Origin of the sequence: Pseudoalteromonas distincta (genome assembly GCF_005877035.1) — a bacterium.
GTDB lineage: Bacteria > Pseudomonadota > Gammaproteobacteria > Enterobacterales > Alteromonadaceae > Pseudoalteromonas > Pseudoalteromonas distincta.
Genome location: NZ_CP040558.1, coordinates 2,164,282 through 2,177,408 on the forward strand (window position 1 = coordinate 2,164,282; position 13,127 = coordinate 2,177,408).

The following is a 13,127-nucleotide window of genomic DNA, read 5'->3' on the forward strand; positions in this document are numbered from 1 at the left end:
CCAAAATAAAGTCAACAGTTTTTTACCTAGCTTTATTTAAATGGTTTAATTTTCAACAAACTGGCTATCAAGCGTGCTAAAAAATACAATTTGAATAAGATTCTAGCCCTACTGCTTATAATAACATCACCATATTGCAGCGAATACTCAATAGCCCTCACTCCCCCATTTAATGAAACAAAATTGCATCAAAGCAAAGGTATACATTTATATGCAAATTAAACTTATCTAAAAGCTACCAATTAAGGCCCCGCCAATCGCCTTAATCTTTTAAAAGTTACAATTGCTTATAATAACCAAAACTTAAATGTAGATTTGAGAGTACCCGCAGCCTTTACTTGCTTAACAACCAGCGTAACTCGTACTAAAAAATTCGATTATTGTTTGAAGAGCATTTTTAAAAGAGCACTGTTGCTTCGTAATTCTATGTATAAAACTTCAAGGCGTGTTGATCTTTGGTGGGTGAAGCGGAAGCTTTGCTCGGTTTTTACTTATTCTTACATGGATGTAAGCCATTAGGGTAACGCAGGAGCAGTTACCGAGCCCACTAGGTTACAAACCTCGCGCCGCGATTTAATCGTCCCTAGATTGAACAAATTTGAATCCACAAAGGTCAACACGCCCTAGTTATATGTGATCTATTTAGTCTTAACCCGAAGGCTAGTAGCGAGGAATACATATTTACGAGATGGCTAGGTTGGCTTATAAAAATAAAGTAGGTACAAAATAGAGTTTAGAATGTTGAAAATAGTATTTGTTTTGGGAAGTTTAGATTAAATTCATTTTTAAAGGACCGCTCTATTCACTAAATAACTCGCCCTAATATTAATCCATCTTGCTCATAATCATAAAAACGACTCCAGTAAAAAAACAATGAGTATCGTAAAACTAAATTTAAGGTTAATAAAATACAATTCCCTACTCACTTTTAGGTGCTTAATTGAACTGCAATATCAAATTTGATGATAAAATAGACTTCAACCATATCCTATTGTTTATAAAACCTTCATTCAGCACATTTTTATCATTCAAGTGTTGACACATTTCCAACTCTATCTATAATAGCGCCCCACAACAACGCAGCAATGCAATGTTGTTTAGATGTGGGTGATTAGCTCAGTTGGGAGAGCATCGCCCTTACAAGGCGAGGGTCACTGGTTCAAGTCCAGTATCACCCACCACTTTTTAGTTAAAGTATTCACATCTAAATTCTATATGGGTCATAAGCTCAGTTAGAAAATAGAGAGCATTACCGCTACTTACAAGTAACGGCAAAGTTCACTGGTTAAAGTCCAGTACTATTTATTTAATAGTAGCGTTTTAATTTATATGTGGGTGATTAGCTCAGTTGGGAGAGCATCGCCCTTACAAGGCGAGGGTCACTGGTTCAAGTCCAGTATCACCCACCACATATAAAACCTATTACTATATTAATAGTCGTGTTTTAAAATTGTAATATGGGTCGTTAGCTCAGTTACAAGAAAAGAGAGCATCACCGCCTTTTATAAAAGATGGCGAAGTTCACTGGTTAAAGTCCAGATACTATCTATATCGGTAGTAGCATGTAATATGGGTCGTTAGCTCAGTTGGGAGAGCATCGCCCTTACAAGGCGAGGGTCACTGGTTCAAGTCCAGTACGACCCACCATTTTTTAAATGGTGCATATTACAAAAAATCTAAATGGTTCGTTAGCTCAGTTAGAAAAAAGAGAGCATCACCGCTATTTACAAGTAACGGCGAGGTTCACTGGTTAAAGTCCAGTACTATTTATTTTAATAGTAGCGTTTTAATTTATATGTGGGTGATTAGCTCAGTTGGGAGAGCATCGCCCTTACAAGGCGAGGGTCACTGGTTCAAGTCCAGTATCACCCACCACATATAAACCTATTATTATATCAATAGTCGCGTTTTAAAATTTAATATGGGTCGTTAGCTCAGTTGGGAGAGCATCGCCCTTACAAGGCGAGGGTCACTGGTTCAAGTCCAGTACGACCCACCATTCCTAGAATGGTGCATATTAAAATGTAATTTGGGTGATTAGCTCAGTTGGGAGAGCATCGCCCTTACAAGGCGAGGGTCACTGGTTCAAGTCCAGTATCACCCACCAAATTACATCAAGCGGTTAATTGATAATAAAGAATTAAATAACAGGCATACCTATTATATGTGGGTGATTAGCTCAGTTGGGAGAGCATCGCCCTTACAAGGCGAGGGTCACTGGTTCAAGTCCAGTATCACCCACCACATATAAATACCATTAAACAACTTCTCTAGTAATAACTATTCCTTCTCATATTAAACACATTTACGAACTTTATAAAAACTCAATATATAAATCGCATGTAATTAACTTAGCCGTAAGAAAAAGAGCATCACCACCCTTTACAAATAATGGCGAGGGTCACTGGTATCAAGCCAAGTAATCACCAACCACATATAAATACCATCAGACAACTTCTCTAGTAATAACTTTTTCCCATATTAAATACGTTTAACTCCTATTTTTACCTTAAATACATTTCATATTTTTATTAAAATCTAAATTTCCATATCAAAGCACTCATCAAATATAGCGTTTCCATTTTACTTATTTGGTTTTTAATTATGTTATTCGGCTCAGTACTTTCGTAGTGAGATAAACGTATTAGGCAAAGTTAAGTACCTAATAAATACAGCTATCATTTAAATTCCCTTGTAAGGAGTTAAACTGTTGATTATAGTCTGTGTTAAATACAATTACGCTTAAGCCAATGCCAACTAAGATCTATTCAAAAGCCAAAATACTTATAGTAGAGGAGCAGCCACTTGCTCAAAGCTATATGAAACAATCGTTAGAAAGGCTTGGCTTTCGGCAGTTGCGCTTTGCTGATCATGCAAACTCTGCAAAAGAGCAGTGTTTAAGTGAAGAATTTGATTTAATCGTTTGCTCATTCAACTTAAACAAACACCAAGATGGCTACCAGCTTTATGAAGAGCTACGAGTAAAGCAGCTCATAAAAAGTTCGACTGGCTTTATTTTTATCTCAGCAGAAACAAGTGGCTCACTCGTTCATAGTGTTCTTGAGCTGCAGCCAGATGACTTTTTAGTTAAGCCTTTTACAGTACAAGAGCTTAAAACACGCATTGAACGAATCTTAAAGCGTAAACACGACTTACAAACAGTGTATTCATTAATTGATGATGGTAACGATTCAAAAGCTATTAAATTTATTGATACCGCTCTGGATAAAAAAAATAATAATTACAGCCCTATCCTACTTCGCTTAAAAGGCGATGCCCTACTTCGCTTAAAGCGCGCTCAAGATGCAAAAGACTTTTTTAAGTCTGTTCTCGATATTCAAAAATTTGCTTGGGCAAAAGTAGGTTTAGTAGAGGCACTTATAGCGAATAACGAACATATTTTGGCGCAGCGAATGCTCAAGACAATGTTAGAGCGCCAAGAAACTCGTTTAGTAGCCCTTGATTTGTTGGGCAGATTAGAAATAAAGCTAAATCAGTTTGAACTAGCACAAAGCTTTTTAAGTCAAGCTGCAGACATTGCACCGCGAAACATCACACGCCAAAAATCGTTAAGTAATGTGTCGCTAATTAATCATGACTACGAAAAAAGCTATTTAACTCAAAAAGATATAGCCACCTTTGCAAAGCACTCAATACACGACCACCCCGATGTATATTTGAATGCAGCACGTGCCGGTATCGACTTTGCGTTAACGACTGATCAAACTGATCAAATTCAACGAATTTCTAGACAAACAAATCAGTACATTAATGATTTAAAAAAACAGTTTCCTAATAATGCAAATCAAGCTCAAATTGATGTACTTAATGCACGACTTCATTACTTAAAAGACGAGCATCAAAAAGCGAAAAAGCTAATTGAGCAGCTTGATGACGACGATACTCATATCCGATCGGTTGATGGAGCACTTGATAAAGCAAAAGCATTTCATGAACTGGGGTTTCATCAGAAGGCGCAAACCTTATTCACCCAAATAATTAGCCACTGTGAAAGACACCCTGCAGTTAGCGACACAACTTACTTGCGTTATATTCAGCAGCAGCAAAGTGAGCGACGCGATATTAAAATGGGTCCAAAAGAGCTTAATAATCATGCCGTTAATCAATTTAATAAAGGGCAGTTAAATACTGCGCTGGAGGCTTTTACGCAAGCGTTTAGAGTCATGCCTCGCAATCAGAGTATTGCACTTAATTTATTACAGTGCCTATTTGATTTAACCAAGCAATCTGGCAGCTCATTTAATATGGATCTTGCTAGAAGATGCTACGCCCTTCTTGATAAAACTAAATTACAAGCAGATCAGACGCAGCGTTTAGATAAGATTTTACATATAGCAAAAGAAATGAATTTAGATATTCAAAGCGCTAGTAAATAAAATATTAGAGCTTTTTCATTGCTGCGGCATTAACGCAATAACGTAAACCTGTTGGTAATGGGCCATCTGGAAAAATATGGCCTAAGTGCGAATCGCACACATTACAAACCACCTCTATGCGCTCCATACCATGACTTGTATCGTTTACATAACCAATCGCTTCAATTGTTGCAGGTTGCGTAAATGACGGCCAACCAGTACCACTATCAAACTTTTCATCGGCATCAAACAATAGGTTATCACAGCAAATACACACATACTTGCCAGGTTCGAGTAATGTACAACTACCCGAGCTATCTGGGCGCTCTGTTCCCTTCTTGCGTGTTACGTAATATTCATCTTCTGATAGTTGCATCCGCCACTGCTCGTCAGTTTTGACTACTTTTTTACTTGGGGTAGGATTGCCGTTGGTGGCAAAGTTAATAACATCATTCCACTTCAACATAATAGCCTCATTGAATAGTTGATTAACCGTACTTAATAAATTTATAAGAAGTACGGTTAATTATTACGTTATTTAATACACTAGAGATCAGCTAAAGAGTGTTGAGCGTTTAAAACTAAAACTCGTTCAATCTTAAAGGTAATCTCCTCAGCTAAAGGTAATATTTTGTTTTTCTGAGTCGGTAAGTATTCGTTTAATAAAACTATCTAGCTCTGCTTTTTTTACAGGTAAACTAACACTCATTTGGCGCTCGTTATTACTGTAAATTATTAGCTCATCATCCTTTGTTGTTATGCGTTCAATACTCTCAATAACTAACCAATTTGGACCATGCTTTTTATCAAAAAATCCCATCAAACTAAAAAGTAGTAAATGTTGGGCATCTCGCTGAATAAAATCCTCTAGCCTATTTCTTGATTTAAATAAGGGCGTTAGCCTATAAACGCTTGAGCAAAAAACAAATACCCACAACCCAAATAGCGCTTTAAACCACATAGACTCTAAAAGCTCAGTGCTAATCATTAAAATAATAAGCACTAACCCTATTAACGATATAGCTATCGCTATTTTTTTATTTACAGCGTCCACAACTAATCCCTTTTAAGTCGCTTTTTTTCTTCTGATGCTTTTTCTGTCGGCTCAGGCCAATCATTAAAAAAAACGGTTAAATAACGGCTTTTCACCAAATACCACAATACCCATAAAACAATCATCATTTGTACTGCTAAAAATGATGAAAATCGATAATGGCTATGCGCGGCTTGAATACTTAACCATGTTAAATCAACAACAGCACATACAATAAGGGGCCAGCGCATATGCCGCCATATTTTTGCTAACTTATCGCTCGCACTGTGTGAATCTCGTGGTCTGCGTAAACAAAATAAAATAGTCGGTATTATTGCGATACTTCCAATTGCTATTGCAATAAAAAAATCATTTTTATTTTTAAAAAATAACGACATTAAATCAAGTTCAGGCCTGCGACTTAAAGCCGCAATCACCCAAATAAAATAGCCACGTAATAGCACAAGCAAACTTAAGTTAAATGCAATAGGAGTTCGGTAACTTCCGTACTTATCCCAGTATTCTGGACCGTATCGGCTCATTGTTGCGTCCTAACCATTATGCTTTTGAAGCAGCTCAATTAATTCATCTTCCGTGAGTATGTCGATACCTAAATCTTGGGCTTTAGTCAGTTTTGAACCTGCTTTTTCACCCGCGACTAACGCATCAGTTTTCGCTGATACGCTACCAGATACTTTAGCACCTAGTTGCTGTAAGCGTGCTTTTGCGTCATTACGATTAAGCGTATTTAGCGTACCAGTAAGTACATAAGTAAGCCCAGCAAGCGGTTGTTCTTCTTCAGAAGGTGCACTCAACGCTGGCCAGTTTACGCCTTGCTCTATAAGCGCATTAACAACTTCTAAATTATGCTCTTCATCAAAAAAACCACGAACATGCGTTGCAACTATTTCGCCTACATCACTTACCTGCGTTAAACTATCAATGCTGGCATTTATTATATTTTCAAGGGTAAGGAAGTGATTAGCTAAATTTTGTGCTGTTGCCTCACCTGCTTCGCGAATACCTAATGAATATAAAAACTTAGCAAGCGTAGTGCCTTTCGCCTCTTCAAGGGCTGTTACTAAATTTTTGGCTGACTTAGGTCCCATTCGTTCAAGTGACTCAAAATGTCCTTGTTTTAAAATAAACAAATCAGCGGGCGTTTTTATAAGCTCTCTGTCTACCAGCTGATCAACAATTTTATCGCCAAGGCCGTCTATATCCAGCGCTTTGCGTGACGCAAAGTGTTTAATTGCTTGTTTGCGTTGTGCAGGACATACAAGTCCACCCGTACAACGAGCGACAGCTTCGCCTTCAACCTTTTCAACATGAGAGTCACAAATAGGACAAGTTACTGGAAATTCGATATCTCTGGCATCATCAGGGCGGCGCTCAAGTACAACTTGCGTTATTTGGGGGATTACATCTCCAGCACGGCGAATAATAACTGTATCACCTACTTTTACACCCAAGCGTGCAATTTCATCACCATTATGTAGTGTTGCATTTGATACGGTAACACCACCAACAAAAACAGGCTCTAGGCGTGCAACTGGGGTAATAGCGCCAGTACGGCCCACCTGAAATTCGACATCTAGCAGTTGGGTTATTTCTTCTTGCGCCGGAAACTTATACGCAATAGCCCATCGAGGAGCGCGTGCCACAAAGCCTAAACGCTCTTGTAAGGCCTTTTGGTTTATTTTTATTACTACGCCATCAATTTCATATTTAAGCTCGCCACGGCGCGTTAAAATGTCGCTGTAGTACTCAAGCGCGGCTTTAGGACCTTCAACTAATTTTGTTTCTGGGCACAGTGGCAACCCCCAGTCAGTTAACTTTTCTAATTGCTGATAGTGATCCTCAGGAATACTGCCATCAGCTACAAGCCCGGTACTATAGGCATAAAACATGAGTGGGCGTTTAGCTGTAATTTTAGAGTCGAGTTGACGCAAACTCCCCGCGGCTGCATTACGCGGATTAACAAATACTTTTTCACCGCGTTTTTGCGCTTCAGTATTTAATTTATCAAAGCCAGCGCTGTCCATAAATACTTCGCCGCGCACTTCAAGCTCTTTTGGGTAATCACCACGTAACTTAAGCGGTACATTACGAATAGTTTTAACATTTTGTGTAATGTTTTCACCGGTAAAACCATCACCTCGCGTAGCCGCTTGTACAAGCACACCATCACGATAAATAATTGATACGGCTAATCCATCAAGTTTTGGCTCACAACAAAAAGTAAGCTCATCAGTACTCATTAAACGCTCTTTTATACGGCGATTAAACGCAGTGAATTCTTCTTCACTAAACGCGTTATCAAGCGATAACATGGGTACTTGGTGCGCTACTTGCTCAAATTTACTCAGTGCGGCACCGCCTACTTTTTGTGTCGGAGAGTCGGCGGTTAAAAATTCAGGGTGCTGCATCTCTAGTGCGCTTAATTCGCGTAATAACCTATCGTATTCAGAATCAGGAATACTGGGGGTGTCGAGCACATAATAGTTATAGTTGTGTTGCTCTAATGTAGTACGAAGATGATTAATTTGCTCACTAATGCTGCTAGACATTTAAACCTCAATAAACATAAAAAAAGCCACTTTGACGATTCACCGTCCAGTGGCTTATAAAAATATAATGTATGCGTTATTTACGCTGAAAAAGAACGAACCTGTTCAACATATTGCCTGATGCGCTCTACTGTCATTTCATTGCGCTCAGCATCTAAAATTTGTGCACCAAATTCATCCGCTAACTTTTTAGCTGCGCTGTGCAACATATTAAATGCCGCTAGACCATCGCCGTCGCACGGTAACGTCATAAATAAACTTACCCCAGCGGTACTAAATTGTTCCATATTATCAATATCAAACGTACCTGGGTTGTACATATTTACTAATCTAAATAAAACAGGGCCTTGGCCAGCCGGATCTAAGTGGCGATTAAAAAAGCCTTCCTCTGAATATTTAAAACCTAAAGTATTAACTGCTGGTAATAGTTTACTGCCCTGCATACTAAGCTCTTCTGGCATTTGAATATGCACAATAACAAAGTCAGACATTTGAGCAGGCGCTTCTTCAGCACTTTGATCTTTTGTTTCAAGATCATCAACTATTTCTAAGTCATCTTCAATCGGTGTTTCTGGCACGCTTGTATCAATTTGCGGCTCATTTGCATCAAAGTTAAGCTCGCCAAATTGTGGCTCATCACGTTCGTCTTGCATTGGCTCTTTTGGCTCAGCCTCAGTACGAAACGGTTTAGATGAAGCTGGTGCGCTTTGTTGTAATGGCTCAACCCGTTCATTATCCGATACTTCTGGGCGGTCTTTTTTTCTAACTGACCACAATCCATGTATTAATAAACCACCAATGACAATTACACTGATAACGATTAAAACCCATCTTAATTGTTCGGCCATCCCCTCACCTTTTATTATTTGATATGCCTAAAACCTGTATATTAATGAAAAACTAATACACTTGTTATAAAAATTTATGCGTGTGCAAGTTGCACAGCTTGCTCTATATCTACAGCAACCATACGCGATACGCCAGGTTCTGCCATAGTAACACCTGTTAATCTACCTGCCATTTCCATCGCAATTTTATTATGACTAATATAGATAAACTGCACTGATTGTGACATTTCTTCAACCAAACGGCAAAAACGCACAACGTTGGCATCATCTAATGGTGCATCTACTTCGTCCAGCATACAGAAAGGAGCTGGATTGAGCCTGAATATAGAAAACACTAATGATAATGCGGTCAGCGCTTTTTCTCCACCACTTAACAAATGAATTGTTGAATTTTTCTTACCCGGTGGTCGTGCCATTATACTAACACCACTTTCGAGTAAATCGTCACTGGTTAATTCTAAATACGCGCTTCCACCTCCAAAAACTTTAGGAAATAGCTCAGCAAAGTCTTCGTTTACTTGATCGAACGTCGCTTTAAAGCGTGTTTTGGTCTCACTATCAATTTTACGAATTGCACCTTCAAGGGTGCTTAACGCTTTTGTTAAATCATCTAATTGATTATCAAGATAATCACTACGTGCTTTGGCTAAATCAAATTCTTCTATTGCCGCTAAGTTTACTGCACCTAATTTATCTAGCTGATTAGTAAATCCGGTTAACTGATTTTGTGCTGCACTTAAATTTAATGAATCTGGTAATTCATCAAGTATTGCTTTTAAGCTTTGTTTCAACTCTTCTAATGGCTCAAGCGCAACTTGCGCTTTTATTACTAAGCTTTGTTCTTCAATTGTTAGCTTTTGGTGTTGCTCTTGCAAGCCCACCAGCTCACCTTGTGAATTTTTAAGGCTTATTTGCTTAGTGTTTAAGCTCTCTTTCGCCTGAGCTAATTCTTTTTGTAGCAATACTAATGCCTGCTCACCTTTTTGATGCTGTGCTAAGAGCTGCGTAATTTTATCGCTAAGTTCTTGCTCTGGTATCAGCAGCTCTTCTATTTCACTAAGTAGTTCTTGCGCACCTTCTGATGCACTCACGTGCTCTTGCTCTGCATGGCTCAATTTGGTTTGGCTTAACTGCCATTCACTGCGTGCCTTTTGCTCTGAGAGCGTTGCCTTATGTGCTTGTGTTTTATATTGCTCAAGCATGCTTAATGCTTCGCTATAACTTTTATCACTTTGTGAGCGCAAGCTATTTGCAGCGTCTACTTCATCCGCTAAGTTAAGTTGCTGCTCATCCAACACTTCAAATTGCTCTGTTTGCTCATCAAGCACGGTACTTAATTGTAAAAGCTGATTTGTTAATTGCTGTTTTTGTTGTTGTAGCTTTTCTAGTTGTAACTTAAATTGTGCTACTTGCTGTTTGAGCATATCGCTGCGCGTACTGGCTACCGCTATATTTTGCGCAAGCTCATGTATGGCTTCTTTTAGCTCGCTTTGCTCGTTAACTAACTTTATTTGCTCAGCTGTATGTTCGTCACGAGTGTGTGTTACTTGTTGTAGCTCGTCCTCGGCATTAGTTAACTGCTGCGCTTTATCTTGCAATTGCTTATGCTTTAAAAGTAATGAGTTTTCTGCATTACATTCAGCATTTACATGCCAATTACGACCATATAAAGCACCGTTTTTATCCATAACGGCTGTATAAAAACTATCTTTTAGTATTTCTAAATCACCGCTTTCACTATAAGCAATACGTGCTAAATACTCTGGATAAACACCGCTTGTTATATATGTAGCTAAGCTATTTGTTGGCACACTTTTATCACTATTTGGCCACACACTGTTATCAGCTTGCTGCTCACTTACATTTAAGTGCTCTAAAGATTTAAGTGCTTGCTCTATTAGAAGCTCAAAGCCTTCTTTAACACTTAGCTGATTAAACAAACCATTAGTACGTTCACTTTTTTCATCAAGCCCTAATGTACTTTTAAGCCCCGTTATACTGGCTTTTAACTCGTTTATTGTTTGAGTGAGCGTCGAATATTGTGTTTGTGAATTATTAACAAGCTCATTTTGCACCTCAAGCTTAGCAGTGCACTTCGTATGTGCTGTTTGTTTAGCGGCAAGTTCTTGAGTTAAGGTTTGTGTTTGCTGTGATTGCTGTATTAACTGCTGCTCTACATCACTACTTTGTAGCTCGCTAAGCTGAACAGTTAACTGATCAATTTGCTCGTTAACGTGGCTTATTTGCTGCTGAGTTTGTTTAATATGACTACTATGTAGTTGCACGTTATTATTAAGCTGTTGCTGTTGCTCACACAAAGCTTGCCAATGAGTATGGTGGCGCTGCTTAAGTGTTAATAATTCCTCAAGTTCATGCGTTAACCCACTAACTTGCTCTTCACATATTAAGGCATTTTCACTTGCCTCTTGCAGGGCTTCGTTGAGCTGCTCGCACACAATTTGCTGCTGCGATTTTACCTCAGCACTTTGGATTTGGCGTTGCTGTAATTTAATTAAATTTTGTTTTAGCGTTTGGGTTTGCTGCTTTATATTTATTTGTTGTTGCTCAGCGCGAGTAAGCTCTGTGTGTATTACATGTTGCTGATGCTGTGCATCGCTTAGTTTATCTTGCTGGGCTTGTACTTGCCCCTCTAGGCTTGCAAGTACATCGTCATGCCCTGAGTTAGCGGTTTTAAAAAACGAAATTTGATCATTAAGTTTTTTAATTTTGGCGCTTTTTTCAAGTTGCTGCTGATGTAACTTTTGCCATTTTAAAACGGCAATTTGGCCTTTTAGCGTACGTTCTTGTGCTTTTAATTCGCGGTATTTTTTTGCATCAACCGACTGCACAGCCAATTTATCGAGCTGGCTTTGTAATTCTTTACGCACATCTAACAAACGTTCAAGATTTTCGCGAGTGCTCTTTATACGAGTTTGAGTTTCGCGGCGGCGCTCTTTGTATTTAGAAACGCCAGCGGCTTCTTCTAAAAATACGCGCAGCTCTTGTGGTTTACTTTCTATTAAGCGCGAGATCATCCCTTGCTCAATAATTGCGTAACTACGAGGACCAAGACCGGTGCCTAAAAATATATCGGTAATATCACGCTTACGGCATTTACTGCCATTTAAAAAATACAGTGACTGTCCGTCGCGCGTTACTAAACGCTTAATAGCAATTTGGTTTCGATCGGCAAATGTGTTTGAAGGACTTCCTTTATCGTTATCAAAAACAAGCTCTACAGAGGCTTGTGATATGGCTTTTCGATTAGTTGAGCCATTAAAAATAACGTCGGTCATGGCGTCGCCACGCAGGTTTTTAGCAGAGCTTTCACCTAGCACCCATCGTACTGCATCAATAACGTTAGATTTGCCACAGCCATTGGGGCCAACAACACACGTCATTTGATCAGGAAATGGAATTTTAGTGGGCTCTACAAAGGATTTAAAGCCCGCTAATTTAATAGTGCTTAAGCGCATCTTATTGTTATTACCGATTATTATTGTTATTGATTACAAACAATTTAACTCATTAACAGTTAAATTGTTAAGCTTGTCGTTTAAAATTATCTAAAATAATACCGGTCGCCATTGCCACATTAAGCGATTCTGCACCACCAAAAGCGGGGATGGTGATTTTATTAGTTACTAACTTTGCACATGTCTCGCGTATTCCATGCGACTCACTGCCCATTAGTAAAACGCCTGAGCCCGTAAATTGGGTTTTATGCACGCTTTGCCCATCTAAAAAAGCACCGTAAACAGGTAAATTTAAAGACTGTAGGTAATCAGGTAAATCTACTTGGCTTACCGATACCCTTACAAATGAGCCCATCGTGGCGCTAATAGTTTTTGGGTTGTAAGCGTCTGCGCTGTCGGTGCTAGTTACTATATGTTTAATACCGTACCAGTCTGCCACTCTTATTATTGTGCCTAAATTACCAGGGTCTGATACGCCATCAAGTGCGAGTATTAAGCCACTTGCTTGTGGTAAAGCTGCCTTTGGCATATCAACAATAGCAATGGCTGCATTATTGCTAACTAGGGTGCTGGCTTTGGTGAGGGTCTCTTCATCAGCTTCTATAAAGTTAGCTTGCGGATACTTACCTTGGTACGCATTTATAAATTCGTTTGTAGCAAAAATATTAACCACATTTAATGGGCTGTTTAATAACTCAAGTACGTTTTTCTCACCCTGTACAAGGTATTGATTATATTGCTTTCGGTACTTTTTTTGGCCAAGTTGGCGAATAAGTTTGAGTTGGTTTTTTGAAATCATAACAGCCCCATAAAATTATCCAGCA

8 protein-coding genes and 7 tRNA genes are annotated in these 13,127 nt (G+C 38.8%); 8 read left to right on the plus strand and 7 right to left on the minus strand.

What is annotated here, in order from left to right; genetic code table 11:
* The first annotated feature begins 1,105 nt into the window (after positions 1-1,105).
* The 8 genes from FFU37_RS09565 (at position 1,106) to FFU37_RS09600 (ending at position 4,397) form a co-directional block, all read left to right on the plus strand.
* A tRNA-Val gene (locus tag FFU37_RS09565) sits at positions 1,106-1,181 on the plus strand.
* Between the two features lie 152 nt (positions 1,182-1,333).
* Positions 1,334-1,409, plus strand: a tRNA-Val gene (locus tag FFU37_RS09570).
* A 162-nt stretch (positions 1,410-1,571) separates the two neighbouring features.
* Positions 1,572-1,647, plus strand: a tRNA-Val gene (locus FFU37_RS09575).
* Positions 1,648-1,799: 152 nt separating this feature from the next.
* Positions 1,800-1,875: transfer RNA gene (locus FFU37_RS09580), tRNA-Val, on the plus strand.
* 48 nt (positions 1,876-1,923) lie between these two features.
* Positions 1,924-1,999: transfer RNA gene (locus FFU37_RS09585), tRNA-Val, on the plus strand.
* A 32-nt stretch (positions 2,000-2,031) separates the two neighbouring features.
* A tRNA-Val gene (locus FFU37_RS09590) sits at positions 2,032-2,107 on the plus strand.
* Positions 2,108-2,168: 61 nt separating this feature from the next.
* A tRNA-Val gene (locus FFU37_RS09595) sits at positions 2,169-2,244 on the plus strand.
* A 506-nt stretch (positions 2,245-2,750) separates the two neighbouring features.
* The gene (locus FFU37_RS09600; protein WP_138489370.1) at positions 2,751-4,397 is read left to right on the plus strand and encodes a tetratricopeptide repeat-containing response regulator; all 1,647 of its coding nucleotides are present in this window, start codon (positions 2,751-2,753) and stop codon (positions 4,395-4,397) included.
* 4 nt (positions 4,398-4,401) lie between these two features.
* On the opposite strand, the gene msrB is transcribed toward FFU37_RS09600, so the two are convergent.
* The 7 genes from msrB to FFU37_RS09635 all read right to left on the minus strand — a co-directional run bounded on the left by msrB (position 4,402) and on the right by FFU37_RS09635 (position 13,102).
* The gene (gene msrB / locus FFU37_RS09605; RefSeq protein WP_002958586.1) at positions 4,402-4,842 is read right to left on the minus strand and encodes a peptide-methionine (R)-S-oxide reductase MsrB; all 441 of its coding nucleotides are present in this window, start codon (positions 4,840-4,842) and stop codon (positions 4,402-4,404) included.
* A 147-nt stretch (positions 4,843-4,989) separates the two neighbouring features.
* Positions 4,990-5,430, minus strand: coding sequence for a hypothetical protein (locus FFU37_RS09610; protein ID WP_138489371.1), 441 nt, complete (start codon positions 5,428-5,430; stop codon positions 4,990-4,992).
* A 2-nt stretch (positions 5,431-5,432) separates the two neighbouring features.
* The gene (locus FFU37_RS09615) at positions 5,433-5,951 is read right to left on the minus strand and encodes a DUF2919 domain-containing protein (protein ID WP_138489372.1); all 519 of its coding nucleotides are present in this window, start codon (positions 5,949-5,951) and stop codon (positions 5,433-5,435) included.
* Between the two features lie 9 nt (positions 5,952-5,960).
* A complete protein-coding gene (gene ligA, locus FFU37_RS09620) occupies positions 5,961-7,979 on the minus strand; it encodes an NAD-dependent DNA ligase LigA (RefSeq protein WP_039489397.1) in 2,019 nt (672 codons plus the stop codon).
* A gap of 80 nt (positions 7,980-8,059) precedes the next feature.
* Positions 8,060-8,827, minus strand: a complete 768-nt coding sequence (zipA, locus tag FFU37_RS09625; RefSeq protein WP_024596342.1) for a cell division protein ZipA — start codon at positions 8,825-8,827, stop codon at positions 8,060-8,062.
* Positions 8,828-8,901: 74 nt separating this feature from the next.
* Entirely contained in the window at positions 8,902-12,303 is a 3,402-nt protein-coding gene (locus FFU37_RS09630) for a chromosome segregation SMC family protein (RefSeq protein WP_138489373.1), read from the minus strand.
* 67 nt (positions 12,304-12,370) lie between these two features.
* Positions 12,371-13,102, minus strand: a complete 732-nt coding sequence (locus FFU37_RS09635) for an RNA methyltransferase (protein ID WP_039489393.1) — start codon at positions 13,100-13,102, stop codon at positions 12,371-12,373.
* Positions 13,103-13,127 lie beyond the last annotated feature (25 nt).

What these genes read in the sequence shown, in the direction of transcription:
- FFU37_RS09635 (WP_039489393.1), bottom strand. Translation starts at nt 13,102, where the DNA reads ATGATTTCAAAAAACCAACTCAAACTTATTCGCCAACTTGGCCAAAAA.
- zipA (WP_024596342.1), bottom strand. Translation starts at nt 8,827, where the DNA reads ATGGCCGAACAATTAAGATGGGTTTTAATCGTTATCAGTGTAATTGTC.
- ligA (WP_039489397.1), bottom strand. Translation starts at nt 7,979, where the DNA reads ATGTCTAGCAGCATTAGTGAGCAAATTAATCATCTTCGTACTACATTA.
- msrB (WP_002958586.1), bottom strand. Translation starts at nt 4,842, where the DNA reads ATGTTGAAGTGGAATGATGTTATTAACTTTGCCACCAACGGCAATCCT.
- FFU37_RS09600 (WP_138489370.1), top strand. Translation starts at nt 2,751, where the DNA reads ATGCCAACTAAGATCTATTCAAAAGCCAAAATACTTATAGTAGAGGAG.
- FFU37_RS09630 (WP_138489373.1), bottom strand. Translation starts at nt 12,303, where the DNA reads ATGCGCTTAAGCACTATTAAATTAGCGGGCTTTAAATCCTTTGTAGAG.
- FFU37_RS09615 (WP_138489372.1), bottom strand. Translation starts at nt 5,951, where the DNA reads ATGAGCCGATACGGTCCAGAATACTGGGATAAGTACGGAAGTTACCGA.